General features: G+C 56.2%; 23 protein-coding genes. 7 read left to right on the forward strand and 16 right to left on the reverse strand.

Features of this window, described 5'->3' with window-relative positions; all coding sequences use genetic code 11:
• Window positions 1-66 precede the first annotated feature (66 nt).
• The 3 genes from pabA to ppiA form a co-directional block, all read right to left on the reverse strand.
• Window positions 67-630, reverse strand: a complete 564-nt coding sequence (pabA, locus tag BFV65_RS19580; RefSeq protein WP_048966611.1) for an aminodeoxychorismate synthase component 2 — start codon at window positions 628-630, stop codon at window positions 67-69.
• A gap of 30 nt (window positions 631-660) precedes the next feature.
• On the reverse strand, window positions 661-1,245 hold the full coding sequence (locus BFV65_RS19585; protein WP_069597012.1) for a putative adenosine monophosphate-protein transferase Fic: 585 nt from the start codon (window positions 1,243-1,245) through the stop codon (window positions 661-663).
• A gap of 105 nt (window positions 1,246-1,350) precedes the next feature.
• Window positions 1,351-1,923 (reverse strand): peptidylprolyl isomerase A, encoded by a 573-nt coding sequence (gene ppiA, locus BFV65_RS19590; protein WP_022649614.1) that lies wholly within the window; start codon window positions 1,921-1,923, stop codon window positions 1,351-1,353.
• A gap of 278 nt (window positions 1,924-2,201) precedes the next feature.
• Here ppiA and tsgA point away from each other — a divergent pair, with 278 nt between their 5' ends.
• From tsgA to BFV65_RS19625, 5 genes are all read left to right on the forward strand, one after another.
• Entirely contained in the window at window positions 2,202-3,386 is a 1,185-nt protein-coding gene (gene tsgA, locus BFV65_RS19600) for an MFS transporter TsgA (RefSeq protein ID WP_022649615.1), read from the forward strand.
• Between the two features lie 260 nt (window positions 3,387-3,646).
• Window positions 3,647-6,190 carry a nitrite reductase large subunit NirB gene (gene nirB, locus BFV65_RS19610; protein ID WP_069597013.1) on the forward strand — a complete coding sequence of 848 codons (2,544 nt, stop codon included), beginning with the start codon at window positions 3,647-3,649 and terminating at the stop codon, window positions 6,188-6,190.
• Window positions 6,187-6,513, forward strand: coding sequence for a nitrite reductase small subunit NirD (nirD, locus tag BFV65_RS19615; protein WP_022649617.1), 327 nt, complete (start codon window positions 6,187-6,189; stop codon window positions 6,511-6,513). Before nirB ends, nirD begins: the two co-directional genes overlap by 4 nt.
• A gap of 134 nt (window positions 6,514-6,647) precedes the next feature.
• A complete protein-coding gene (gene cysG / locus BFV65_RS19620; protein WP_069597014.1) occupies window positions 6,648-8,021 on the forward strand; it encodes a siroheme synthase CysG in 1,374 nt (457 codons plus the stop codon).
• A gap of 146 nt (window positions 8,022-8,167) precedes the next feature.
• On the forward strand, window positions 8,168-8,338 hold the full coding sequence (locus BFV65_RS19625) for a YhfL family protein (RefSeq protein WP_003861638.1): 171 nt from the start codon (window positions 8,168-8,170) through the stop codon (window positions 8,336-8,338).
• Window positions 8,339-8,472: 134 nt separating this feature from the next.
• Here the strand turns inward: BFV65_RS19625 and trpS are convergent, their stop codons facing one another.
• From trpS to BFV65_RS19690, 12 genes are all read right to left on the reverse strand, one after another.
• Entirely contained in the window at window positions 8,473-9,477 is a 1,005-nt protein-coding gene (gene trpS, locus BFV65_RS19630) for a tryptophan--tRNA ligase (RefSeq protein ID WP_023298773.1), read from the reverse strand.
• Window positions 9,470-10,231, reverse strand: a complete 762-nt coding sequence (gene gph / locus BFV65_RS19635; protein ID WP_017384158.1) for a phosphoglycolate phosphatase — start codon at window positions 10,229-10,231, stop codon at window positions 9,470-9,472. Before gph ends, trpS begins: the two co-directional genes overlap by 8 nt.
• On the reverse strand, window positions 10,224-10,901 hold the full coding sequence (rpe, locus tag BFV65_RS19640) for a ribulose-phosphate 3-epimerase (protein ID WP_063150942.1): 678 nt from the start codon (window positions 10,899-10,901) through the stop codon (window positions 10,224-10,226). Before rpe ends, gph begins: the two co-directional genes overlap by 8 nt.
• A 39-nt stretch (window positions 10,902-10,940) precedes the next feature.
• A complete protein-coding gene (dam, locus tag BFV65_RS19645) occupies window positions 10,941-11,753 on the reverse strand; it encodes an adenine-specific DNA-methyltransferase (protein WP_022649620.1) in 813 nt (270 codons plus the stop codon).
• A gap of 67 nt (window positions 11,754-11,820) precedes the next feature.
• The gene (gene damX / locus BFV65_RS19650; RefSeq protein ID WP_022649621.1) at window positions 11,821-13,119 is read right to left on the reverse strand and encodes a cell division protein DamX; all 1,299 of its coding nucleotides are present in this window, start codon (window positions 13,117-13,119) and stop codon (window positions 11,821-11,823) included.
• Window positions 13,120-13,211: 92 nt separating this feature from the next.
• Window positions 13,212-14,300: a 3-dehydroquinate synthase gene (gene aroB / locus BFV65_RS19655; RefSeq protein ID WP_022649622.1), complete on the reverse strand. Its 1,089-nt coding sequence runs from the start codon at window positions 14,298-14,300 to the stop codon at window positions 13,212-13,214.
• Window positions 14,301-14,357: 57 nt separating this feature from the next.
• Complete coding sequence (gene aroK, locus BFV65_RS19660; RefSeq protein ID WP_003861630.1) at window positions 14,358-14,879, reverse strand: shikimate kinase AroK; 522 nt, start codon at window positions 14,877-14,879, stop codon at window positions 14,358-14,360.
• Between the two features lie 286 nt (window positions 14,880-15,165).
• Window positions 15,166-16,404: a DNA uptake porin HofQ gene (gene hofQ, locus BFV65_RS19670; RefSeq protein ID WP_069597015.1), complete on the reverse strand. Its 1,239-nt coding sequence runs from the start codon at window positions 16,402-16,404 to the stop codon at window positions 15,166-15,168.
• The gene (locus tag BFV65_RS19675; RefSeq protein ID WP_032621951.1) at window positions 16,316-16,720 is read right to left on the reverse strand and encodes a HofP DNA utilization family protein; all 405 of its coding nucleotides are present in this window, start codon (window positions 16,718-16,720) and stop codon (window positions 16,316-16,318) included. Before BFV65_RS19675 ends, hofQ begins: the two co-directional genes overlap by 89 nt.
• Window positions 16,710-17,162 (reverse strand): HofO family protein, encoded by a 453-nt coding sequence (locus BFV65_RS19680; protein WP_022649624.1) that lies wholly within the window; start codon window positions 17,160-17,162, stop codon window positions 16,710-16,712. The genes BFV65_RS19675 and BFV65_RS19680 overlap by 11 nt, the downstream gene beginning before the upstream one ends.
• A 3-nt stretch (window positions 17,163-17,165) precedes the next feature.
• A complete protein-coding gene (locus BFV65_RS19685) occupies window positions 17,166-17,660 on the reverse strand; it encodes a PilN domain-containing protein (RefSeq protein ID WP_022649625.1) in 495 nt (164 codons plus the stop codon).
• A complete protein-coding gene (locus tag BFV65_RS19690; RefSeq protein ID WP_032626799.1) occupies window positions 17,660-18,433 on the reverse strand; it encodes a type IV pilus biogenesis protein PilM in 774 nt (257 codons plus the stop codon). Before BFV65_RS19690 ends, BFV65_RS19685 begins: the two co-directional genes overlap by 1 nt.
• Before the next feature lie 120 nt (window positions 18,434-18,553).
• Between BFV65_RS19690 and mrcA the strand changes: the two genes are divergently transcribed.
• Window positions 18,554-21,106, forward strand: a complete 2,553-nt coding sequence (gene mrcA / locus BFV65_RS19695) for a peptidoglycan glycosyltransferase/peptidoglycan DD-transpeptidase MrcA (RefSeq protein WP_045308980.1) — start codon at window positions 18,554-18,556, stop codon at window positions 21,104-21,106.
• A 93-nt stretch (window positions 21,107-21,199) separates the two neighbouring features.
• Here the strand turns inward: mrcA and nudE are convergent, their stop codons facing one another.
• A complete protein-coding gene (nudE, locus tag BFV65_RS19700) occupies window positions 21,200-21,760 on the reverse strand; it encodes an ADP compounds hydrolase NudE (RefSeq protein ID WP_003861622.1) in 561 nt (186 codons plus the stop codon).
• A 327-nt stretch (window positions 21,761-22,087) separates the two neighbouring features.
• On the opposite strand from nudE, the gene BFV65_RS19710 reads away from it, so the two are divergent.
• Window positions 22,088-24,226 carry an intracellular growth attenuator family protein gene (locus BFV65_RS19710; RefSeq protein WP_063163904.1) on the forward strand — a complete coding sequence of 713 codons (2,139 nt, stop codon included), beginning with the start codon at window positions 22,088-22,090 and terminating at the stop codon, window positions 24,224-24,226.
• Window positions 24,227-24,251: the final 25 nt, after the last annotated feature.

Raw genomic sequence — 24,251 nt, forward strand, 5'->3', positions numbered from 1 at the left:
GTCACAGTGATTGTGAAAATATAATCACAAAATATGCATAAAAAATCACAACAAGGCAACAGATATTCAGCGATTAAGGAAATTGGCCAGCAGCGCGTGCCCCTGTTCGCTGAGAATGCTTTCCGGGTGGAACTGCACCCCTTCCAGATCGTACTCGCGGTGGCGAATGCCCATGATTTCCCGGGTCGCACTCCAGGCGGTCACTTCAAAGTCTGCGGGCAGGGTCGGCGGATCAATCACCAGAGAATGGTAGCGCGTCACGGTTAACGGATTGTTTAGCCCCAGGAATACGCCGGTACCGGTGTGCGTGATCGGTGAGGTTTTGCCGTGCATGACTTTCGCGGCACGGACAATGGTGGCGCCAAAGACCTGCGCAATGGCCTGGTGACCCAGGCAGACGCCCAGAATCGGCAGCTTGCCCGCATAGTGGCGGATTACCTCCAGCGAGATGCCGGACTCCGACGGCGTACACGGCCCGGGCGAAATCACGATTTTCTGGGGCGCCAGCGCGTCAATGTCAGCCAGCGCGATCTCATCGTTACGGCGGACAACCACCTCTGCCCCCAGCTCACAAAAATACTGGTAAAGGTTCCAGGTAAAGGAATCGTAGTTATCAATCAGCAGAATCATGGCGGCTCCTGAAAAAATGGCCGCCCTATTTTACTCAGATCCCCGCGCTTCGCTCACAACTTTGGCAAAGATAGCATTCAGGGCGGTCAGATCACCCATCGCCCCGCTCTGGTTGGCAGATGCCCAGTCGTCCGGGTCGATCCCCTGCCAGTTCAGCACGTAGCCCGCATGGATCGCCAGCTGTTCAAAGAAGATCCGCTGAGCCACGCCATTACCGCTCATAAACGGATGTAGCATGTTGATTTCACAGTAGTAATGACTGATTCTGTCTGTAAACTCTTCTTTCTGAAGGCCCACCAGATATTTATCGCTTTCCAGCGAAGCCATCAGCTCATTACCCACCTTCTCGATGTACTCGAAATGGCAAAATGGAATGTCGCCCTTGGAGATATCGGCGGTGCGCAGCTCGCCAGCGCCTTTCATTTCGTTGCGGAATAAATGGCGGTGAATAAGGCACAGATGGGGTAAACCCGGTGCAGAAGGCCCCAGTGCCAGCATCTCGATATCGGGTTTAGCGGGACCCTTGCCTTTTTCAAGGAGGCAACTGGCCTGAAGATTGACGCTACGCTGTTGCTCCCAGAGTCGGGATTTTTGCTTGTCGGTGAGTTTTTTCACTACGCCTCCCTGAATAGTCCGTTTGCCACAAGTATAAGCAGCAAAACGCGCTTTCGCAGGGAGGGCGGAAAGACACGGGCAGGATGTGCCCGTGTGAGGGAACGATTACGGCAGCACTTTCGCGGAGAGAATCACCACTGGCTTAGACGGCACATTCTGGTATGGACCGACATCGTGAGTCTGAACCTGAGAGATCTTGTCCGCCACGTCCATGCCTTTCACCACTTTACCGAACACCGCGTAGCCAAAGTCGCGCTGGCCGTGGTCCAGGAAGGCGTTATCCGCCACGTTGAGGAAGAACTGGCTGGTGGCGCTGTCTTTATCCGCCGTACGCGCCATAGAAATGGTGCCGCGCTTGTTCAGCAGGCCGTTATCCGCTTCATTTTTGATTGGCGGGTTAGGCTTTTTCTGCTGCATCTGCTCGTTGAAACCGCCGCCCTGAATCATAAAGCCCGGGATCACGCGGTGGAACGTGGTGTTGTTATAAAAACCACTGTTCACGTAGTCGAGGAAGTTTTTCACGGAAACAGGGGCTTTCTGGCTATCCAGCTCCAGCTCAATATTCCCCGCAGAGGTAGTCAGCAGGACGTGAGGGTCTCCTTTAGCTGCCAGCGCAGCAGGGGAAACGGCAGAAAGAGCAAACACAGCTGCGACAGCCGCCAGTGTTGATTTGAGCATGAGAATTCCTTAACAAAGCGCAGTATAAAAAGCGAATGGCTTGATTCTAAAGAGCAGTATGACCCCAGACCAGTCTTTTACCTAATTTTACGAAATTGAAACAATTATTACCGCGCAAACGATTGTTCACCCCGCGATATAATGTGATCTCCATCACGTTAAAGCCTGCAATTGTGCTCAATATTTTCTGAAAAGATTTAATTAGATCACTTTCGCGACTAAAATCTGCCCGCTCAAACGCAGTCATTGCGTTTTTCTTTACTTTTAACAGGCCAGACATGACTAACAGCAATCGCATCAAGCTCACATGGATCAGCTTCTTCTCCTACGCCCTGACCGGCGCGTTGGTGATCGTCACCGGGATGGTGATGGGAAATATCGCAGACTACTTCCAGTTGCCCGTTTCCAGCATGAGCAATACCTTCACTTTCCTGAACGCGGGGATCCTGATCTCTATTTTCCTTAATGCCTGGCTGATGGAAATCGTGCCGCTGAAAACCCAGCTGCGCTTCGGCTTCGTGCTGATGGTTGCCGCCGTGGCGGGCCTGGTGCTGAGCCACAGCATCGCCCTCTTCTCTGCCGCCATGTTCGTGCTGGGCCTGGTGAGCGGGATCACCATGTCGATCGGTACGTTCCTGATCACCCATATGTATGAAGGCCGCCAGCGCGGCGCGCGTCTGCTGTTCACCGACTCCTTCTTCAGCATGGCCGGGATGATTTTCCCGATGGTCGCCGCGTATCTTCTGGCGCGCAGCATTGAGTGGTACTGGGTGTACGCCTGCATTGGTCTGGTCTATGTCGCGATCTTTATTCTCACCTTCGGCTGCGAGTTCCCGGTGCTGGGCAAAAAAGCGCAGACCACGTCTGAGCCAGTTGCGAAAGAAAAATGGGGTATCGGCGTACTGTTCCTTTCCATCGCCGCGCTGTGTTACATCCTGGGCCAGCTGGGCTTTATCTCCTGGGTTCCTGAGTATGCGAAAGGTCTGGGCATGAGTCTGAACGACGCGGGTAAACTGGTGAGCGATTTCTGGATGTCTTACATGTTCGGCATGTGGGCGTTTAGCTTTATCCTGCGCTTCTTCGACCTGCAACGGATCCTGACCGTTCTGGCGGGTCTGGCAACCGTGCTGATGTATCTGTTCATCAACGGTTCCCCGGAGCATATGCCGTGGTTCATCCTGACCCTGGGCTTCTTCTCCAGCGCGATTTATACCTCGATCATCACCCTTGGCTCTCTTCAGACCAAAGTGGCCTCGCCAAAGCTGGTGAACTTCGTGCTGACCTGCGGCACCATCGGCACCATGCTGACCTTCGTGGTCACGGGCCCAATTGTGGCGCATAGCGGCCCGCTGGCGGCGCTGCATACCGCTAACGGTCTGTACGCCGTGGTGTTCATCATGTGTTTCGTGCTGGGCTTTGTGACCCGTCACCGTCAACACAACCCGGCAACAGCTACCCACTAATCGCCGTAACCCCTTTGCGTACTGCAAAGGGGTTTTCTCCTGCTCACCCGCCCTGCCCGCCGATGGGTAAAAAACCCCACCAAAATTGTGCGAAAAACAAGCAAGCACAAAAATCAAACAATATCCGTAACTTATAAAAATCCTGACAAATCATAGATATACCCCCTAAGGGGTAGGTGAAGGCGTATTTGATTTGCATCAATAAGTGCCCCTGCTGAATCGTTAAGGTAGGCAGTAATAGAAAAGAAATCGAGGCAAAAATGAGCAAAGTCAGACTCGCTATCATCGGTAACGGCATGGTCGGCCACCGCTTTATTGAGGATCTTCTCGATAAAGCCGATGCTAACCAGTTCGATATTACCGTGTTCTGTGAAGAACCCCGCAAGGCGTACGACCGTGTGCACTTGTCTTCCTACTTCTCTCACCATACCGCCGAAGAACTCTCTCTGGTGCGCGAAGGTTTCTACGAGAAGCATGGCGTAAAAGTGCTGGTGGGCGAACGCGCTATCACCATCAACCGTCAGGAGAAAGTGATCCACTCCAGCGCCGGACGCACGGTTTTTTACGATAAGCTGATCATGGCGACAGGCTCGTATCCGTGGATCCCGCCGATTAAAGGTTCGGAAACCCAGGATTGCTTCGTTTACCGTACCATTGAAGACCTCAACGCCATTGAATCCTGCGCACGTCGAAGCAAACGTGGCGCGGTTGTCGGCGGTGGTCTGCTGGGTCTGGAAGCGGCAGGCGCACTGAAAAACCTCGGCGTTGAAACCCACGTCATCGAATTTGCCCCGATGCTGATGGCGGAACAGCTGGACCATATGGGTGGCGACCAGTTACGCCGTAAAATCGAAAGCATGGGCGTGAAGGTTCACACCAGCAAGAACACCAAAGAGATCGTGCAGGAAGGCACTGAAGCGCGTAAAACCATGCGCTTTGCCGATGGCAGCGAGCTGGAAGTGGATTTCATCGTCTTCTCCACCGGCATTCGCCCGCGCGACAAGCTGGCCACCCAGTGCGGTCTGGCCGTTGCGCAGCGCGGCGGGATCATGATCAACGACACCTGCCAGACCTCCGATCCGGACATCTACGCCATCGGCGAATGCGCCAGCTGGAATAACCGCGTATACGGTCTGGTTGCACCTGGGTACAAAATGGCGCAGGTCGCCGTTGACCATATCCTCGGCAGCGAAAACGCCTTCACCGGCGCAGACATGAGCGCCAAGCTGAAGCTGCTGGGCGTGGACGTGGGCGGTATTGGCGATGCGCATGGTCGCACCCCGAACTCCCGCAGCTATGTTTATCTGGACGAAAGCAAAGAAGTCTACAAACGTCTTATCGTCAACCAGGACAACAAAACCCTGCTCGGGGCGGTGCTGGTGGGCGACACCAGCGACTTCGGCAACCTGCTCCAGCTGGTGCTGAACGCCATTGAGCTGCCGGAAAACCCGGATGCGCTGATCCTCCCGGCGCACGCCTCCAGCGGTAAGCCGTCCATCGGCGTGGATAAACTGCCGGACAGCGCGCAAATCTGCTCCTGCTTCGACGTGACCAAAGGCATGCTGATCTCCGCCATTAACAAAGGCTGCCACACCGTTGCGGCGCTGAAGGCGGAAACCAAAGCCGGGACCGGCTGCGGCGGCTGTATCCCGCTGGTTACCCAGGTGCTGAACGCCGAGCTGGCAAAACAGGGCATTGAAGTGAACAACAACCTGTGCGAGCACTTCGCTTACTCTCGCCAGGAGCTGTATCACCTGATCCGCGTGGAGGGCATTAAGTCCTTCGACGAACTGCTGGAGAAACACGGCCAGGGCTACGGCTGTGAAGTATGTAAGCCTACCGTCGGTTCCCTGCTGGCGTCCTGCTGGAACGAATATGTGCTCAAACCAGAACACACTCCGCTTCAGGACACCAACGATAACTTCCTGGCCAATATTCAGAAAGACGGGACTTACTCGGTGATCCCGCGTTCTGCCGGGGGAGAAATTACCCCTGAAGGGCTGGTCGCCGTGGGCCGTATCGCCCGTGAGTTTAATCTGTACACCAAAATCACCGGTTCCCAGCGTATCGGCCTGTTCGGTGCGCAGAAAGATGACCTGCCGGAAATCTGGCGTCAGCTGATTGAGGCGGGCTTCGAAACCGGTCACGCGTACGCCAAGGCGCTGCGCATGGCGAAAACCTGCGTGGGCAGCACCTGGTGCCGCTACGGCGTGGGCGACAGCGTGGGCTTCGGCGTCGAGCTGGAAAACCGCTACAAAGGTATCCGTACGCCGCACAAAATGAAGTTCGGCGTCTCAGGGTGTACCCGTGAATGTGCGGAAGCACAGGGTAAAGACGTGGGTATTATCGCCACCGAGAAAGGCTGGAACCTGTACGTGTGCGGTAACGGCGGGATGAAACCTCGCCACGCCGATCTGCTGGCTGCCGATCTCGATCGCGATACGCTGATCAAATACCTCGACCGCTTCATGATGTTCTACATTCGTACCGCCGATAAGCTGACCCGTACCGCGTCCTGGCTGGATAATCTCGAAGGCGGCATCGACTATCTGAAGTCAGTCATTATCGACGACAAGCTGGGCCTGAATGAACAGCTGGAATCCGAGATGACTCGCCTGCGCGAGGCGGTTATCTGCGAGTGGACCGAAACCGTGAACACGCCAGCGGCGCAGACGCGCTTCAAACACTTTATCAACAGCACCCAGCGCGACCCGAACGTGCAGGTGGTGCCGGAGCGCGAACAGCATCGTCCAGCGACCCCGTATGAACGTATTCCGGTGATGCTGGTGGAGGAAAACGCATGAGCCAGTGGGTAAACATCTGCAACATTAACGACATTCTGCCAGCAACCGGCGTCTGTGCCCTGCTGGGCAACGAGCAGGTGGCGATTTTCCGCCCTCGCCACGATGAACAGGTTTTTGCCATCAGCAATATCGACCCGTTCTTCGAGGCCAGCGTGCTCTCCCGCGGTCTGATTGCGGAGCACCAGGGCGAACTGTGGGTTGCCAGCCCGCTGAAAAAGCAGCGCTTCCGCTTAACCGACGGGCGCTGCATGGAAGATGAAAGCTTCTCGGTCAAACACTACGACGTCCGCGTGAAGGACGGCGAGGTGCAGCTGAAAGCGTAACCCCTCGCCTTTTCAATAGGAAAGGCTTATGACCCCTTATGGGTAACGGCAGGAAAAACCGTATGTTCTGTACGATTCCTGCTGTTATCCTGACGTCAATTCTTCCCCCGCCATGAATGCTGTGAGGTAACGTCGTGGATCACCTGCCGATTTTTTGTCAATTACGCAACCGCGACTGCCTGCTCGTGGGCGGCGGCGATGTGGCTGAACGCAAGGCGCGCCTGCTGTTAGAGGCGGGCGCCCGACTGACCGTTAACGCCCTCACCTTCGCCCCACAGTTTGACGTCTGGGCGCAGGAAGGGATGCTCACGCAGGTGCAGGGCGAATTTGATGAATCCCTGCTGGATACTTGCTGGCTGACCATCGCCGCAACGGATAACGATGACGTTAACCAGCGAGTCAGCGACGCCTGCGAAGCGCGCCGCATCTTCTGTAACGTGGTGGATGCGCCGAAAGAGGCGAGCTTTATCATGCCATCCATTATCGACCGCTCGCCGCTGATGATTGCGGTGTCGTCCGGTGGCCGCTCGCCCGTTCTTGCCCGTCTGCTGCGGGAAAAACTGGAAGCCGTGCTGCCTCAACACCTTGGTCAGATTGCCCATTATGCCGGGCAGCTGCGTTACCGCGTGAAGCAAACCTTCGCAACCGTGGGCGAACGCCGTCGCTTCTGGGAGAAGTTCTTTGTCAACGACAGGCTGGCGCAGTCGCTGGCCAATCAGGACGCCAAAGCGGTTGAAGAGACGACCGAGCAACTCCTCTCTGAACCGCTGGATCATCGCGGTGAAGTGGTACTGGTGGGCGCAGGTCCCGGCGATGCGGGCTTGCTGACGCTGAAGGGTCTCCAGCAGATCCAGCAGGCGGACATCGTGGTGTATGACCGTCTGGTCTCTGATGACATCATGAATCTGGTGCGCCGCGATGCTGACCGCGTGTTCGTCGGCAAACGGGCAGGTTATCACTGCGTACCGCAGGAGGAGATCAACCAGATCCTGCTGCGGGAAGCGCAAAAAGGTAAGCGCGTGGTGCGTTTGAAAGGGGGCGATCCGTTTATCTTTGGTCGCGGCGGCGAGGAGCTGGAAACTCTCTGCAACGCGGGCATTCCGTTCTCCGTGGTGCCGGGCATTACGGCGGCATCCGGCTGTTCTGCCTATTCCGGCATTCCGTTAACCCATCGCGACTATGCCCAGAGCGTGCGCCTGGTGACAGGCCACCTGAAAACCGGCAGCGAGCTGGACTGGCATAATCTGGCCGCTGAAAAGCAGACGTTGGTCTTCTATATGGGGCTAAATCAGGCAGCCACGATTCAGGCGAAACTGCTGGAGCACGGCATGGATGCAGATATGCCGGTCGCACTGGTAGAAAACGGTACCGCCATTACGCAGCGCGTGGTCGATGGCGTACTGACGCAGCTGGGCGAGCTGGCGCAGCAGGTTGAAAGCCCGGCGCTGATCGTGGTGGGCCGCGTGGTAGCACTGCGTGAAAAACTGAACTGGTTCTCCAGCCACTAACGCACAATCTCTCTCCCGGGAGTAGTCTTGAAGCGGACTACTCCCTTCTTACCTCAGTCGATAACATACCGCCCGCGTAATGGAACTTTTCCATTTATTCCCTCGTGTTACATCCAATTTTTTGATTTTATTGACAAGGAATGCGTATGTTCAAACTGGCAAAAGCTGCCGTTCTGGTCGGCCTGTTAACAACTCTGACGGCCTGCACCGGTCACGTTCAAAATACTAAAAATAATTGCAGCTACGATTACCTGCTTCACCCGGCGATCTCCATTTCGAAGATCATTGGCGGTTGCGGCCCGGCGGCACAGCAGTAAGCGTTATTCAGGCGTAAAAAAACCGGGGATTTCCCGGTTTTTTTTCGTCAGTTTTGTCGGGTGGCGGCTCCGCCTTACCCGACCTACACGGTCCCGTAGGCCGGGTAAGCGTAAGCGCCACCCGGCAAAGCGGCTTAAGGTTTCGCCACAAACCCAATCGCCTCGTACACCGCTTTCAGGGTTTCGGAGGCGCGCGCGCTGGCTTTTTCCGCGCCCTCTTTCATCACTTTTTGCAGGAAAGCTTCGTCGTTACGGTAACGGTGATAGCGCTCCTGCAACTCGGTCAGCATGCCGGAAACGGCGTCTGCCACTTCACCTTTCAGGTGGCCGTACATTTTGCCTTCAAAGTGTTTTTCCAGCTCAGGGATGCTCTGTCCGGTCACACCGGAGAGAATGTCCAGCAGGTTGGATACGCCCGCTTTGTTCTGCACGTCGTAGCGCACCACTGGCGGCTCGTCGGAGTCGGTCACCGCACGCTTGAGCTTTTTCACCACCGATTTCGGATCTTCCAGCAGGCCGATAACGTTGTTGCGGTTATCGTCAGACTTGGACATCTTTTTGGTCGGCTCCAGCAGCGACATCACGCGCGCGCCGGATTTCGGAATAAACGGCTCAGGCACTTTGAACACGTCGCCGTAAAGCGCATTGAAGCGCTGGGCGATATCGCGGCTCAGCTCCAGGTGCTGCTTCTGATCTTCGCCCACTGGTACCTGGTTGGTCTGGTACAGCAGAATATCTGCCGCCATCAGCACCGGATAATCAAACAGACCGGCGTTGATGTTTTCAGAGTAGCGCGCAGATTTATCCTTGAACTGGGTCATGCGGCTCAGCTCGCCGAAATAGGTGTAGCAGTTCAGCGCCCAGCCCAGCTGCGCGTGCTCTGGCACGTGAGACTGAACAAAAATGGTGCTCTTCTCGGGATCGATACCGCACGCCAGGTACAGCGCCAGCGTATCGAGCGTCGCCTTGCGCAGCTTCTCGGGATCCTGACGCGCGGTGATAGCATGCAAATCCACGATGCAGTAAATGCAGTGGTAGTCATCCTGCATGCTCACCCACTGACGTAACGCACCCATGTAGTTACCAATGGTCAGTTCACCTGAAGGCTGTGCGCCACTAAAAACGATGGGCTTAGTCATTATTCAATTCCTGATGTTCACTGTGCGAGAGCCCGAGTGCGGGCAACAAATCTTTGAAGTGGTCGAACACAACGTCCGGCTCACTCAGCGTAATGGCTTCACCGTAGTTGTAGCCGTAGGTCAACCCAACAGACGGGCAACCTGCCGCTCTGGCAGCCAGAATATCATTGCGGGAATCCCCGACAAAGAGCAGCTCCGCAGGCGCTAAGGATAATTTTCCTGCCACCAGCAATAGCGGTTCCGGATGCGGCTTTTTATTCTGCACGTCATCGCCGCCCACAATTACGGAGAAGTATTTCGCGATATCCAGCGCTTCCAGCAGAGGCGCAACGAACGGTGTTGGCTTGTTGGTCACCAGCCCCAGCGGGATGCCTTTCGCATGTAGCGCGCTCAGCGTTTCAGCGACATCCGGGAACAGGAAGCTGCCCTCTTCGACGGTCTCTTCGTAGAAACGGTCGAACAGTTTGCGCAGAATACGCTGCTGCTCATCCTGGGGAATATCCGCGTGGTCAACACTCGGTTTCCCTTGCGCAGAACGCTGAGATGCACGTTCCTGACGAGCCCAGGTCAGCGCGCGCTCCATCAGCACGTCTGCACCGTTACCAATCCACGTCACGACGCGCTCTTCGCCCGCAACGGGGAGTTCAAGGGCATACAGCGCCTGATCGACGGCGCGGGTTAATCCAGGCGCGCTGTCGACCAGCGTGCCGTCGAGGTCAAATGCTACGCCCCGAATAGCCTGCAATTTATCCATGACTTACCTTCACCAGTTCACGGCGCATTTCATCAATGACTTTTTTGTAATCCGGTTGATCGAAGATGGCGGAGCCTGCGACGAACATATCCGCCCCTGCCGCCGCAATCTCACCGATGTTATTGACCTTCACGCCGCCGTCCACTTCCAGACGAATATCATAGCCAGACTCATCAATGCGGCGGCGCACTTCACGCAACTTGTCGAGCGTCTGAGGAATAAACGACTGGCCGCCAAAGCCCGGGTTGACGGACATCAGCAGGATCACGTCCAGCTTGTCCATCACGTAGTCGAGATAGCTCAGCGGGGTCGCCGGGTTAAAGACCAGCCCCGCCTTACAGCCGTTCTCTTTGATCAGCTGTAGCGTGCGGTCAACGTGTTCGGAGGCTTCCGGGTGGAAAGTGATGATGCTGGCACCCGCCGCGGCGAAATCAGGCACGATGCGATCAACCGGTTTCACCATCAGATGCACGTCAATGGGCGCGGTGATCCCGTAGTTACGCAGCGCTTTAAGCACCATCGGACCGATGGTCAGGTTGGGAACGTAGTGGTTATCCATAACGTCGAAATGGACGACATCTGCGCCAGCCGCGAGAGCTTTGGCAGTGTCTTCACCCAGGCGGGCAAAATCGGCCGACAGAATTGAGGGGGCAATCAAAAACTGTTTCATCCGCATCTCCTTGAAATGTGTTTACCGGCGGGCAAAGGCTCAGGGTCGATAAAGCGCCAGAAGTTCGTCCACCTTTTTACGTGTGCCGCCATTGCTACTAATGCTACGCCGCACTTTTACCTGAAAATGCTTCGCGGCTTTGTACCATTCGCGCGTATCAGGCGTGTCGTGATTCGAAATTAACACCGGAATTCTTTTGCTGACCAGCTTTTCCGCCATCTCAGCCAGACGCGCCTGCTCGGCCGGGCTGAAGCTGTTGGTGTGGTAGGCGGTGAAATTTGCCGTGGCAGACAGCGGCGCGTAAGGCGGGTCGCAGTAGACCACCGAGTTTACGCCCGCCAGCTCCATGCACTCTTCATAGGAGAGACAGTAGAACTCGGCATTCTGCGCTTTTTCAGCAAAGTGATACAGCTCGTCCTGCGGGAAATAGGGACGCTTATAGCGGCCAAACGGCACGTTAAACTCGCCACGCAGATTATACCGGCACAGACCGTTGTAGCCATGGCGGTTGAGATAAAGAAACAACAGCGCGCGACGGAACGGGTCCTGGCTCTGATTAAACTCAGCGCGGAACTGATAGTAAATGTCCGGGTTGTTGTTCTCTGGCGTAAACAGCTTCCGCGCCTCTTCCACATACTCATCGGTACGCAGTTTCACGATGTTATAGAGGCTGATAAGGTCGCTGTTGATATCCGCCAGGATATAACGAGAAAAATCGGTATTCAGGAATACCGATCCAGCACCCACGAAGGGCTCGATAAGACACTCGCCTTTCGGCAGGTGCTTTTTAATATCGTCGAGCAGGGGGTATTTCCCCCCTGCCCATTTAAGAAAAGCGCGATTTTTTTTCATGCTGACTAACTGATTACACCTTCTCCGGCTGTGGAGAAAGCTCCGACAGCATCCTGCGCTTTAAACATTACTTCAGATCGGCCTGCACCTGATGAATTGGCTTCGCCCACGGGTTTTTCGCCTGCACATCGGCAGGCAGCGTGGAGACGGCTCGTTTTGCTTCATCTTTTGAGGCATAAACTCCGCTTACCAGAACGTACCAAGGCTGTCCGTTACGGGTCGTCTGATAAACCACATAGTTTTTCAGATTCGATTTCTTCGCCCAGGCGTTGAGGTTGTCGTAGTTAGACGAACTGCTCAGCTGCAACGTGTAGTTGCTGGATGATGCGGATTTCAGAGAACCCACGTTACCCGTCGTTTTACCTGCCGCGGTGCTGGATGCGCTAGCGGTTGGCGTAGCAGCCGGTGCCGCAGTTGCAGCAGGCGCGGTTGTGGTCGCCGTTGCTTTAGGTGCAGCGGTTGCCGCAGGCGTTGGCGCTTTAACCGGTTGGCTCACCGCAGGTTTTGTCTGCGCTGGCGCTTTCGTTTCTGGCGCTTTTGCCACGGTCTGCGGTTTCGTCTCACGCTTCGGCTCAATCACAGCCTGCTTACGCTCCTGACGCGGCGCAGTCTGGGTATGGCGCGGTTTGGTTTCCGTTGCCGCCGTTTGCTGCTGGGCATTGCTGCCATGAACTGGCGCAACGGTGGCAGGTTCAGTAGGCAGCGTGGAGTTCACCACGGCAGCGTTAACCTGCTCCTGATTCTGCGGCTGCGTCAGCGCGTTATTCAGATCGCCCTGAACTTCAACACGCTGCTGGCCCTCCGGCGTAACAGGCGCCTGGCCCTGAGTTGGGGTCGCAGAGACGGGCGGCAGAGAGATATCCTGACCGGCGCTGGTGTTACCTGCGGTCTGCTCTGCGGAAGTGGTGCCCGGCGCTGGCTGAGCGCCATTCGCCTGGTTGCTCGCATCGTTACCAGACAGGTCGATGCTCTTCTCGGCAGACGCTGTCTGCTCGGTAGAATGGGTAGAAGGTGCTTTTAGCGCGGAACCAATGCCGACAATCAGCAATACCAGAACCAGAACGCCAAGGCCCATCATGATGTACTGACGGGAGGCCGGTTTTGCCGCTACCGCTTTTTTACGTTTGCGCGGACGACGTTCAACAGGCTGTTCATCCATTAACTCTTCTTCGGATTCATACTCCTCGTCTTCACGCTCATTTCGCGCGTTACGGCTACGCGAAGGGCGACGATCGTCTGCATCCAGATCGACATCGTCAAAGTTGATCTGCGGCTCGTTATCACGTTCTGAAGATTGACGAGAACGACCAGTACGACGATCGCTGGGATCGGGTTTCAGCTCGTCTTCTGGTTTGAATTCATCCATTTAACACCCCACTCAAAGGCTTCTGCCAACGACTCTGCATTTACCTGAAGCTAAAACGACCACCTGTTACAGCAGCCTGACCTTTCTAGTTGTTACGCCTGCTGACAATCAGCAATAGCGCCAAGTACGACTTCGTGCGGCACTCCGCCGCGCACTTCACTTTTCCCTATTGCAAGCGGGAGTACCAGACGCATCTCACCTGCCAATACTTTTTTATCGCGCATCATGTGGGGAAGGTACGCCTGCGCAGACATTTCCTGCGGACCACTCACCGGCAAGCCAGCACGTTTAAGCAACGTGATGATACGTGCTGTCTCTTCCGGTCTGAACTGCCCCAGACGTTCAGAGGCACGGGCCGCCATGACCATTCCGGCAGCGACAGCTTCACCGTGAAGCCAGTTACCGTAGCCCATTTCGGCTTCGATCGCATGACCAAACGTATGCCCCAGATTCAGTAAAGCACGTAAGCCGGTTTCACGCTCATCTGCGGCAACGACTTCTGCTTTCAGCTCACAGCACCGGCGAATACAGTAGGCCATTGCCTGCCCATCGAGGCGCAGCAGCGCATCCATATTCTCTTCCAGCCAGGTGAAGAACTCACCGTCAAGAATAATGCCGTATTTGATCACTTCTGCAAGGCCGGACGCCAGTTCGCGCGCTGGCAAGGTTTGCAGACAGTCGAGATCCACCACCACCGATGCAGGCTGGTAGAACGCGCCAATCATGTTTTTGCCGAGCGGATGGTTAACCGCCGTTTTACCGCCCACAGAAGAATCGACCTGTGAGAGCAACGTGGTTGGAATTTGAATAAAGCGCACACCGCGCTGGTAGCTGGCGGCTGCAAAACCGGTCAGATCGCCCACAACGCCGCCGCCCAGGGCAAGCAGTGTTGTATCACGACCGTGCGGTTTTTGCAGAAGTGCGGTAAAGACGGTATCCAGTACCGTCAGGCTTTTGTACTGCTCGCCATCGGGCAGAATCACACTGTCGACCTTCACGCCCGCCTGCTCAAGCAGGTGGCGTACACGGTCGAGATAAAGCGGAGCCAGCGTCTCGTTGGTGACCAGCATCGCCTGATCACCCGCTTTCAGTGGTAAGAAGGAAGCTGGATCGTTAAACAAACCAGCCGCGATGGTGATAGGGTAACTACGTTCCCCGAGAGTAACTGTAATCCTCTCCATGACGCGACATCCACCTTAAATGCTTTTACCCGCAGGCGAGTGTATATAAAGCCAGAATCAGTTGCTTTCCAGCATATGAATAATCTGGTTTGCAACCACTTTAGCGCTTTGATCGTCAGTACGAATGGTCACATCAGCAATCTCTTCGTACAGAGGATTGCGTTCATCGGCCAAAGCTTCCAGAACTTCACGTGGCGGTGTTTCAACCTGCAACAACGGGCGCTTTTTATCACGCTGCGTGCGTGCCAGCTGTTTTTCGATGGTCGTCTCAAGATAGACCACTACGCCACGGGCGGAGAGACGGTTGCGGGTTTCGCGAGATTTTACAGAGCCGCCGCCTGTTGCCAGCACAATGCCCTGTTTTTCCGTGAGTTCGTTGATCACTTTTTCTTCTCGGTCACGGAAACCTTCTTCGCCTTCTACGTCGAAGACCCAGCCCACATCCGCTCCGGTTCGTTTCTCAATCTCTTGATCAGAATCGTAAAATTCCATATTGAGTTGTTGAGCTAACTGACGCCCAATAGTGCTTTTGCCGGCACCCATAGGCCCAACCAGAAAGATATTGCGTTTCTCTGCCATTTTTTCGGTACTACTAAGACTATTCGTTAATGGTAATCCCCGCTGCGCAGACACCCGGCGTAGCAGGACATGAACTGAAACCTCATTTGCAATAGAGCGAGAGTCAGACGAAAAATTATCTCAATACTCCGGCTTGTTTGGCAACTGATTAAATCACCGTTCCCGGCGCATAAGGAAATAAGACGTAAGTCCAACTCAAATCGGTACTCCTTGTATGCTAATTCATGCCCCACGTCAAACATCTGCAACAAACTGAATGCAAAATCATTGCGGGGATCGTTACCCATTAATGAATACTGACCAGACGTGGCGTGATAAACACCACTAACTCGCGCCGTTCGTTATCTTTTCCGTCATGGCGGAACAGCTGACCCAGCCACGGAATGTTGCCCAGCACGGGCACGCTGTCGCGTCCGGTTTTATTCTTTTGCGAAAAGATCCCGCCCAGCGCGAGCGTTTCCCCACTTTTTACCTCTACCTGCGTTTCGATCTCCTGCTTATCAATCGCCAGCGTTTCGCCGTCCGCCTGTTGCAGCACCTGGCCAGGCATATTTTCACTGATATGCAGCTTCAGACGAACGCGGCCGCCCGGGAGCACCACCGGCGTGACCTCCATGCCTAATACCGCCTCTTTAAACTCAACGGAGGTCGCTCCGCTTTCGCCGCTGGAAACCTGATACGGGATTTCGCTGCCCTGCTTGATGCTGGCCGGCTGCATGTGCGACGCCAGTAGCCGCGGGCTGGCGATGATATCCACCTGCTGCTTTTGCTCAAGCGCCGACAACTCAAGATCCAGCATCCTGCCGTTGATGCGCCCGATATTAAACCCAACGTGTGTGGTTGCATTGGCCACCGACAGGTCAGCGCCCAACGTCGTGACCTGACCCACCTTACCGGCCTCCGTTGCGTCAGCGAGGTTCCATTTCACCCCCAGTTCACGCAGGCTTTTTTCACTAATGGTCACAATCTGCGCCGCCAGTTCTACCTGCTCGACGGGCAGATCCATCTGCGCTGCCCAGCGCTGGAGCATATCCACCACCGACTTGTTATCCCTGACCAGGAGACGGTTGGTGCGCTTGTCGACGGAGAGACTGCCTTTCGGGCTTAAGAGCTTTTCCGCCGCTTTTTGCAATTCGGCCGCATCCGCATAAGCAAACGGAATGCTGTGAGAGAGCAGCGGAGCGTCGAGCAGACGCTGGGCCCGCTCCTGCTCTTTACGCGTCTGTTGCTCCCGCTGCCAGGCCGCCGTATGCACATAAAAAATGCCGCCCTCTTCCCGCAATACCAGCCCGGCACTGTTCACTACCGTCTGAAGCGCCTGCCTCCAGGGCACCCGCGTTAGATTCAGCGAAAGCGAACCGCTGACATCCGGCGACACCACCAGATTGCGATCCTCCTGCGCTACCATCGCCTGTAATACCTGCACCACCGGGACATCATCCACCAGCAGGGTGACCGGTTTTGGCGTCGCGGCCCACAGGGGCTGGCTGAGTGCCGCCAGTAACAGCCCTATCCATATCTTCACTTTTTTTCGTTCCTTCTCGCTGCCATGTCCATCGTTTCGGCTCGCACATCTCGCCGACATCAACGGTTAGTTGTTGTGTATCTATCGCACTCACACGCCAGCCTGGCGGTAACCGCATCTGCGTTTTTACCCGGTGCCAGCGGTTCTGCCCGTCCTGCATAAGGCCGATATCCCTGCTGCCGCTGACGACTCCCTGATACCGCCACTGGCTGAGTTGCCCTGCTGCGCAACGCTCTTCCGGCACGGAGAAGGGATCCCGCATCCCGGTCAGGAAAAGCGGAGAAAGCAGGATCAGCAAACGGGTTTTACTGCGCATGACCGATCTCCAGTTGCAGGCTAAGGCGTAGCTGTTTTCCCTGTGGGGTGATGGAAAACGCGCTCACCCGCACGTTCTCAAGCGCCAGCCGGGAAAAGAGCGCCGGAACTGCGCCCCACAAGGCATCCAGCGCCAGCTCTCCCCCACTCTGCTGCGGTTTCCAGTACACCAGCCTTGCGTCCTCACGCTGAAATGCCAGCGGAGAAAAGGGCTGCACCGGCTTCACTTGCGTAACCACAGGTCGCCGCCCGGCCTTCGGCCACAGCGAGGCGTTGATTCGCTTCGCACTGCTGGCCTGCACCTGAATATCGGCGTAGCACAGAGCAGCGGGTCTGAGCAGCGCTCCCCAAATCGCAAACGCAACGATCCCCGACGCGATCAACCAGCAAAGGACGCGCCGGGAAGGACGTGCATCTGTCCAGCGTTGATACCAGATGCCCACTGGCTACCTCCGGCTATGCAGTTGAAAAGAGAACATCCATCGCCCCTGGCTATCCTGTTGCAATTCGCCTGCCGGTCCGGGGTTAAACCCCGTCACCCTTTTCAGCGCATCGGTCATGGCAGAGAGCGTCGGGAGTGAGGTGGTATAGCCCGTCAGGATCAGCGAGGGTGGCTGATAACGCAGCGCCGTCAGCCACGCCTGCCGGGGCATTGCACTGGCAAGGGATTCAAGCGCGGGTTGCCATGCCACCGTCTCGGGCGGCTGCGAAGGGGGTTCCAGCCCCGCAGACTGCGGCTGACGGGCTTTCAATACCTTCTGCACCGCACGCGTTCCCGCCAGATCGCTCTGCAACGCCTGTGACGCGAGAGTCTGCGTCGCCCGAAGGCTGACGCCTCCCGCCAGCATCACCAACAATGAGGCGGTAAACAGCAGCCCCCAAAAACGCAGGCGCTGATTACGTTGCTGCCGACGCCAGGGTAAAAGATTGGGCATGCTCATTACGGCGCCTCGCTCATGGCCAGCGCCAGGGCGACGGTGTAATCAGCACCACATTCTGGCAACGGCGGCTGACACAGCGTCACCGCTTCCCACGGATCGCGGGCAGCATCAAACACGGCGATATCAGAAGGAGAAAGCGCAAGCAACGCCGCCAGCTCATTCACCGTCGCCGCTTCTGTGGTGTAGCGCCGCCCCCACTGGTGACGCATCGCCCACAACCACTGGTCTTTATCCCTCCAGGCTACGCACCGGACGGGGGCAACAGCAGAGAGAAGATTAGCCAGTGCGCCGGCATCCGGGACGATTGCGGCCAGGCGCAAACGCAGCGCTTTCGCCAGCGACAACAGGGTATCGACCTCTCTGTTTTGCGCGGCGGTAACCTGAAAAGTGTTGCTGAACGTATCCTGCGCGTAGTCAAAGCAGAGCGTATCGGGAGGCATCTCCAGCTCACGCGCTAATGCGGCGCCTACCCAGGTGAGCTGTTCGCTGTCACGCAAGTTAACGGATGGACGGGGCAACGCGCGTTGCAGAACGCGCGTTGCCGGAAATGAGAGAAATACCCGATGCGAGTGCGGCAATGTTTTCCGCCAGCCACGTAATGCGTTAACCAGTTGTTCTGGCTTAAGTATTTTGCCTTCACCCATAACCCCGTCCGACAGCGGCACCGCCCACCAGCGCCGTAAACGCCAGCCGGCCCGCTCTCTGGTCAGCGCCACGGCAATCACCTTATCCTGTTGAATATGAACGCCTGTTTGCCACGTTTTAAAAGCCATACTTCACGATCTCCTTATCGCCCGTCGGAGTGACGGCTATATCAATGAATCAGGCTTGCCTTTATACTACCGCGCGATTGTTTAGAAACTGCCCAGGCTAAACCAAATGGGAAATCTCCGGTGAAGTTCGTAAAGTATTTATTGATCCTTGCAGTCTGTTGCATTCTGCTGGGAGCAGGCTCGATTATTGGTTTGTACAAATATGTCGAGCCGCAACTCCCTGATGTCGCCACACTTCGTGATGTGCGGCTTCAGATCCCTATGCAGGTCTATAGCGCCGATGGTGAACTGATGGCGCAATACGGCGAGAAACGTCGTATCCCACTGACCTTAAATCAAATTCCACCCGTGATGGTGAAGGCTTTTATCGCCACCGAGGACAGCCGTTTTTACGAGCACCACGGTGTCGATCCGGTCGGTATTTTCCGTGCGGCAAGCGTGGCGCTGTTCTCCGGTCATGCCTCTCAGGGGGCAAGTACCATTACCCAGCAGCTGGCGCGTAACTTCTTCCTCAGCCCGGAAAAGACGCTGATACGTAAGATCAAAGAAGTGTTCCTCGCGATCCGCATTGAGCAACTGCTGAGCAAAGACGAGATCCTTGAGCTTTACCTCAACAAGATCTATCTGGGCTACCGCGCCTATGGCGTAGGGGCTGCGGCTCAGGTCTATTTCGGTAAGTCGATCGATCAGCTCACGCTGAGCGAAATGGCGACCATTGCCGGCCTGCCAAAAGCACCATCAACGTTTAACCCGCTCTACTCGCTGGACCGCGCCACCGCGCGCCGTAACGTTGTGCTATCGCGTATGTTGAGCGAAGGCTACATCAGCCAGGATGAGTACGATCGGGCACGCAGCGATGTGATTGATGCCAATTACCATGCACCGGAAATTGCTTTCTCATCGCCGTATCTGACGGAAATGGTTCGCCAGGAGATGGTGCGCCGCTACGGCGACAAAGCATATGAAGACGGCTATCGCGTTTACACCACCGTGACCCGCAAGGTGCAGCAGGCTGCCCAGCAGGCGGTGCGTAATAACGTGATGGATTACGATATGCGTCACGGCTATCGCGGCCCGTCCAACGTGCTGTGGAGAGTGGGCGAAGGCGCATGGGACAGCAAAAAAATTACTGATTCCCTGAAAGCGCTGCCGACCTATGGCCCGCTGCGTCCGGCGGTGGTCACCCAGGCCGATCCGCAGGAAGCGGTGGCGATGATGGCCGATGGTACATCCGTTTCGCTGCGTATGGAGGGTATCCGCTGGGCGCGTCCGTACCGTTCTGACACCCTTCAGGGGCCTACTCCACGTAAAGTGACGGATGTGGTACAAACCGGACAACAAATCTGGGTGCGTCAGGTAGGCGATGCCTGGTGGCTGGCACAGGTGCCGGACGTCAACTCTGCCCTGGTCTCCATCAATCCGCAGAACGGTGCCGTGATGGCGCTGGTTGGCGGGTTCGATTTCAACCAGAGCAAATTTAACCGCGCAACCCAGGCGCTGCGTCAGGTCGGTTCGAACATCAAACCGTTCCTGTATACCGCGGCGATGGACAAGGGGCTAACGCTCGCCAGCATTCTCAACGACGTGCCAATTTCCCGATGGGATGCCGGTGCGGGCTCTGACTGGCAGCCGAAGAACTCTCCGGCGCAATACGCTGGCCCTATCCGTCTGCGTCAGGGCCTTGGCCAGTCGAAGAACGTGGTCATGGTTCGCGCGATGCGTGCGATGGGCGTTGATTATGCGGCAGAGTATCTGCAACGCTTCGGCTTCCCGGCGCAAAACATCGTTCATACCGAATCTTTGGCGCTCGGCTCCGCGTCCTTCACGCCGCTCCAGGTCGCGCGTGGCTACTCGGTAATGGCAAACGGCGGCTTCCTGGTCGATCCGTATTTCATCAGCAAAATCGAGAACGATCAGGGCGGCGTACTGTTTGAAGCGAAGCCGAAAATTGCCTGCCCTGAATGCGATATTCCGGTGATTTACGGCGACACGCCAAAATCCAATGTCCTTGAAAACAAGGATATGGAAGATGTTGCCATCTCTCAGGAACGACAGAATCTGGCGGTGCCGCAGCCTCAGCTGGAACAGGCCAATCAGGCGCTGGTCGCCCAGAGTGGCGCGCAGGAGTATGCTCCACACGTGATCAGCACGCCGCTGTCGTTCCTGATTAAGAGCGCGCTAAACACCAACATCTTTGGCGAACCGGGCTGGCAAGGCACCGGCTGGCGAGCGGGCCGCGATTTGCAGCGCCGCGACATCGGCGGCAAAACAGGCACAACCAACAGCTCAAAAGATGCCTGGTTCTCAGGTTATGGCCCGGGCGTTGTCACCTCGGTCTGGATTGGTTTTGACGATCACCGCCGCACTCTGGGGCGCACAACCGCTTCTGGCGCGATTAAAGATCAGATTTCCGGTTACGAGGGTGGGGCTAAGAGTGCGCAACCGGCCTGGGATGCTTACATGAAGGCCGCTCTCGAGGGCGTGCCGGAGCAGCCGCTAACGCCTCCGCCGGGCATTGTCACGATCAATATTGACCGCAGCACCGGACAGCTCGCGAATGGCGGCAACAGCCGTGCCGAGTATTTCATCGAGGGTACGCAGCCAACCACGCAGGCGGTGCATGAGGTGGGTACCGAAATCATTGATAACGGCGAAACGCACGAACTGTTCTGACGCCAACAAAAAAGCCGGGCGGTGGCGACGCCTGACCCGGCCTACAGCGTAATGCAAAACGGCAACCATCGGTTGCCGTTTTTACGGGTGGCGCTACAAACGCCCCTGCCCCTTCAGCCACTCCCGCACCAGGAACAGTGCGCTCACGTTGCGTGCCTCGTTAAAGTCAGGATCTTCCAGCAAATCCATCAGGTGGGCCAGCGGCCAGCGAACCTGCGGCAGCGGTTCCGGCTCGTCTCCTTCCAGCGATTCAGGATAGAGATCTTCCGCGACAACAATGTTCATTTTGCTGGAGAAATAGGACGGCGCCATGCTCAGCTTTTTCAGGAACGTCAGCTCTTTCGCGCCAAAGCCGACCTCTTCTTTCAGCTCCCGGTTTGCCGCTTCAAACACCGTTTCGCCCGGATCGATCAGTCCTTTGGAGAAGCCCAGCTCGTAGGATTCTGTGCCCACAGCGTATTCACGAATGAGGATCAGGTGCTCGTCGACGATAGGCACTATCATCACCGCTTCACGCGAGGAGGGGCGCATACGCTCATAAACACGACGCACACCGTTGCTGAACTCCAGATCCACGCTTTCAACATTAAACAGACGCGATTTTGCGACGGTTTCAACATTCAGAATGGTGGGCTTTTGTAAGGGTTTGGTCATCTTGACGGGTCTTTGCTGGGTGAACTGGCTTTATTGTGCGATACGCCGCACGGTTTCGGCAATGTCAATTGCTCTTTATTTACATTTATGCAACGTAACTGTAGGCAATTCTCATTTCAAAACAAATGTCAAGAGGTTGAAAAGTTTCCAGGAATTTGCTGATATCGCGCCGGAACAGGCTTTGTTATCATTACCGGTCACTGGGATGCGCGTCAACATGCTCAAGTTAGACTCCATACTTGCCGATAGCCGACCACAGAATCTCATTCATTGTACAAAAGGTGCGTCTGACAACACCTGTAAGAAGATAAGTAAGATGGGGAAAGCATGAGCACCATTTTGATTTTTCTCGCTGCTGTGCTGGCCTGCGCGTCGATTGCGGTGTGGGTATTCAGGCGCCGCGTACATCGCCGTTATCGGCTGCCCTTTTTGAACGCGTTTGCCGGGGCAAACACGCGCAAGCTTTCGCCAGAGGAACGCAGCACCGTTGAGCAGTATCTCGACACGCTGAACCGATCCCGGCTTTCGCCTGGCCCTACCGGCGCCAGCGCCGCCCCCGTATCGCTCAACCTGAACGCCCAAAGCGACACCGTTCTGTGCGTAACGCGCTCCATTACCCGCTACGGCATCACAACCGACGATCCCAACAAATGGCGTTACTATCTCGACTCTGTTGAAGTGCACCTGCCTCCCTTCTGGGAGCAGTATATCAACGACGAAAACAGCGTCGAGCTCATCCATACCGATACGCTGCCGCTGGTTATCTCCCTTAATGGTCATACTCTGAGCGAATATGTTCAGGAAGCGCCACGCTTTGCGCTGGAACGCGCAAGCGGAACGCAGGCCTCTATTCGTGGTGAAGAGACAGAGCAGATTGAACTGCTCAACATCCGCCAGGAAACGCATGAAGAGTACGTCCTGAGCCGCCCGGATGGCATTCGCGAAGCGGTGCTGATTGTCGTCTCGTTCCTGCTCTTTTTCATCTGCCTGCTGACGCCGGACGTGTTTGTTCCGTGGCTCGCGGGTGGCGCAGTACTGCTTCTGGCCGCCGGGCTGTGGGGCATATTTGCCCCGCCGGCAAAAACGTCATTACGCGAAATTCACTGCCTGCGCGGAACCCCAAAACGCTGGGGACTGTTCGGCGAAAACGATCAGGAACATATCAACAATATCTCGCTCGGGATCATCGATCTCATCTATCCGCGCCACTGGCAGCCGTGGATTGCGCAGGACCTGGGCCACAAAACGGATATTGATATCTATCTCGACCGCCACGTTGTACGCCAGGGACGTTACTTATCCCTGCACGACGAAGTAAAAAACTTCCCGCTTCAGCACTGGCTTCGCAGCGCGGTGATTGCCGGTGGCGCCGCGTTAATCTTCCTCATGCTGCTGCTTTTCGTGCCGCTGGATATGCCGATTAAATTTACCCTGTCATGGATCAAAGGGGCGCAAACCGTGGAAGCCACCAGCGTACAGCAGCTCGAAGAAGCGGGTGTACGCGTGGGGGATACGTTGCGGCTGAAAGGCACCGGGATGTGTAATATCCACTCACCGGGCGCCTGGAACACGCGCCAGAACTCGCCGTTCGCGCCGTTCGACTGCTCTCAGATCATCTGGAATGACGCCTCTCCGCTGCCGCTTCCGGAATCGGATGTGGTCAATAAGGCCACCGCGCTCACCCAGACGATTAATCGCCAGCTCCATCCAAAACCGGATGATGATTCTCGCGTCAGCCCTGCCCTGCGTTCGGCCATTCAGAAGTCCGGCATGGTGCTGCTGGATGACTTTGGCGAAATCGTCCTGAAAACAGAAGATCTCTGCTCAGCTCAGGATGACTGTATCCGGCTGAAGAACGCGCTGGTCAACCTCGGCAACAGCAAAGACTGGGACGCGCTGGTGAAACGCGCCGAAGCGGGACGCCTCGATGGTGTGAATGTGCTTCTGCGTCCGGTCAGCGCCGAGTCGCTGGATAACCTGGTGGCGACCTCTACCGCCCCCTTCGTGATGCGTGAAACCACCCGTGCCGCCCAGGCGCTTAACAGCCCGGCGCCAGGCGGATTTGTGATTGCCAGCGATGAAGGCAGCGACCTGGTGGATCAACCCTATCCGCAGGTTTCGCTGTATGACTATCCTGCTCAGGAACAGTGGAGCGAATTTCAGCGTCTGGCGCAGATGCTGATGCGAACGCCGTTCAGCGCAGAAGGGATCGTCACCACCCTCTTTACCGACGCCAACGGCACGCGTCATATTGGCCTGCACCGCATGCCGGACAGCGCTGGCCTGTGGCGCTATGTAGGGACATCCCTGCTGCTGATTGCGATGCTGGCGTGTATTGTCTGGAACGGTTATCAGGCCGTACGCCGCTATCAGCGCTCCCGCACGCGACTGGCAGAAATCCAGGCCTACTACGAAAATTGCCTAAACCCGAAACTGATCTCCTCTTCTGAGAGCCTGATCGGTTAACGTCCCTGCGCGACAAGTTGTGCTA

Source organism: Enterobacter hormaechei subsp. hoffmannii (assembly GCF_001729745.1).
In the GTDB taxonomy this organism is placed as follows: Bacteria; Pseudomonadota; Gammaproteobacteria; order Enterobacterales; family Enterobacteriaceae; genus Enterobacter; species Enterobacter intestinihominis.

Excerpts from the sequence above, each read along its gene's own strand:
- pabA (WP_048966611.1), bottom strand. The coding sequence starts at position 630 with ATGATTCTGCTGATTGATAACTACGATTCCTTTACCTGGAACCTTTAC.
- ppiA (WP_022649614.1), bottom strand. The coding sequence starts at position 1,923 with ATGCTCAAATCAACACTGGCGGCTGTCGCAGCTGTGTTTGCTCTTTCT.
- tsgA (WP_022649615.1), top strand. The coding sequence starts at position 2,202 with ATGACTAACAGCAATCGCATCAAGCTCACATGGATCAGCTTCTTCTCC.
- nirB (WP_069597013.1), top strand. The coding sequence starts at position 3,647 with ATGAGCAAAGTCAGACTCGCTATCATCGGTAACGGCATGGTCGGCCAC.
- nirD (WP_022649617.1), top strand. The coding sequence starts at position 6,187 with ATGAGCCAGTGGGTAAACATCTGCAACATTAACGACATTCTGCCAGCA.
- BFV65_RS19625 (WP_003861638.1), top strand. The coding sequence starts at position 8,168 with ATGTTCAAACTGGCAAAAGCTGCCGTTCTGGTCGGCCTGTTAACAACT.
- trpS (WP_023298773.1), bottom strand. The coding sequence starts at position 9,477 with ATGACTAAGCCCATCGTTTTTAGTGGCGCACAGCCTTCAGGTGAACTG.
- gph (WP_017384158.1), bottom strand. The coding sequence starts at position 10,231 with ATGGATAAATTGCAGGCTATTCGGGGCGTAGCATTTGACCTCGACGGC.
- rpe (WP_063150942.1), bottom strand. The coding sequence starts at position 10,901 with ATGAAACAGTTTTTGATTGCCCCCTCAATTCTGTCGGCCGATTTTGCC.
- dam (WP_022649620.1), bottom strand. The coding sequence starts at position 11,753 with ATGAAAAAAAATCGCGCTTTTCTTAAATGGGCAGGGGGGAAATACCCC.
- damX (WP_022649621.1), bottom strand. The coding sequence starts at position 13,119 with ATGGATGAATTCAAACCAGAAGACGAGCTGAAACCCGATCCCAGCGAT.
- aroB (WP_022649622.1), bottom strand. The coding sequence starts at position 14,300 with ATGGAGAGGATTACAGTTACTCTCGGGGAACGTAGTTACCCTATCACC.
- aroK (WP_003861630.1), bottom strand. The coding sequence starts at position 14,879 with ATGGCAGAGAAACGCAATATCTTTCTGGTTGGGCCTATGGGTGCCGGC.
- BFV65_RS19675 (WP_032621951.1), bottom strand. The coding sequence starts at position 16,720 with ATGCGCAGTAAAACCCGTTTGCTGATCCTGCTTTCTCCGCTTTTCCTG.
- BFV65_RS19685 (WP_022649625.1), bottom strand. The coding sequence starts at position 17,660 with ATGAGCATGCCCAATCTTTTACCCTGGCGTCGGCAGCAACGTAATCAG.
- BFV65_RS19690 (WP_032626799.1), bottom strand. The coding sequence starts at position 18,433 with ATGGCTTTTAAAACGTGGCAAACAGGCGTTCATATTCAACAGGATAAG.
- nudE (WP_003861622.1), bottom strand. The coding sequence starts at position 21,760 with ATGACCAAACCCTTACAAAAGCCCACCATTCTGAATGTTGAAACCGTC.
- BFV65_RS19710 (WP_063163904.1), top strand. The coding sequence starts at position 22,088 with ATGAGCACCATTTTGATTTTTCTCGCTGCTGTGCTGGCCTGCGCGTCG.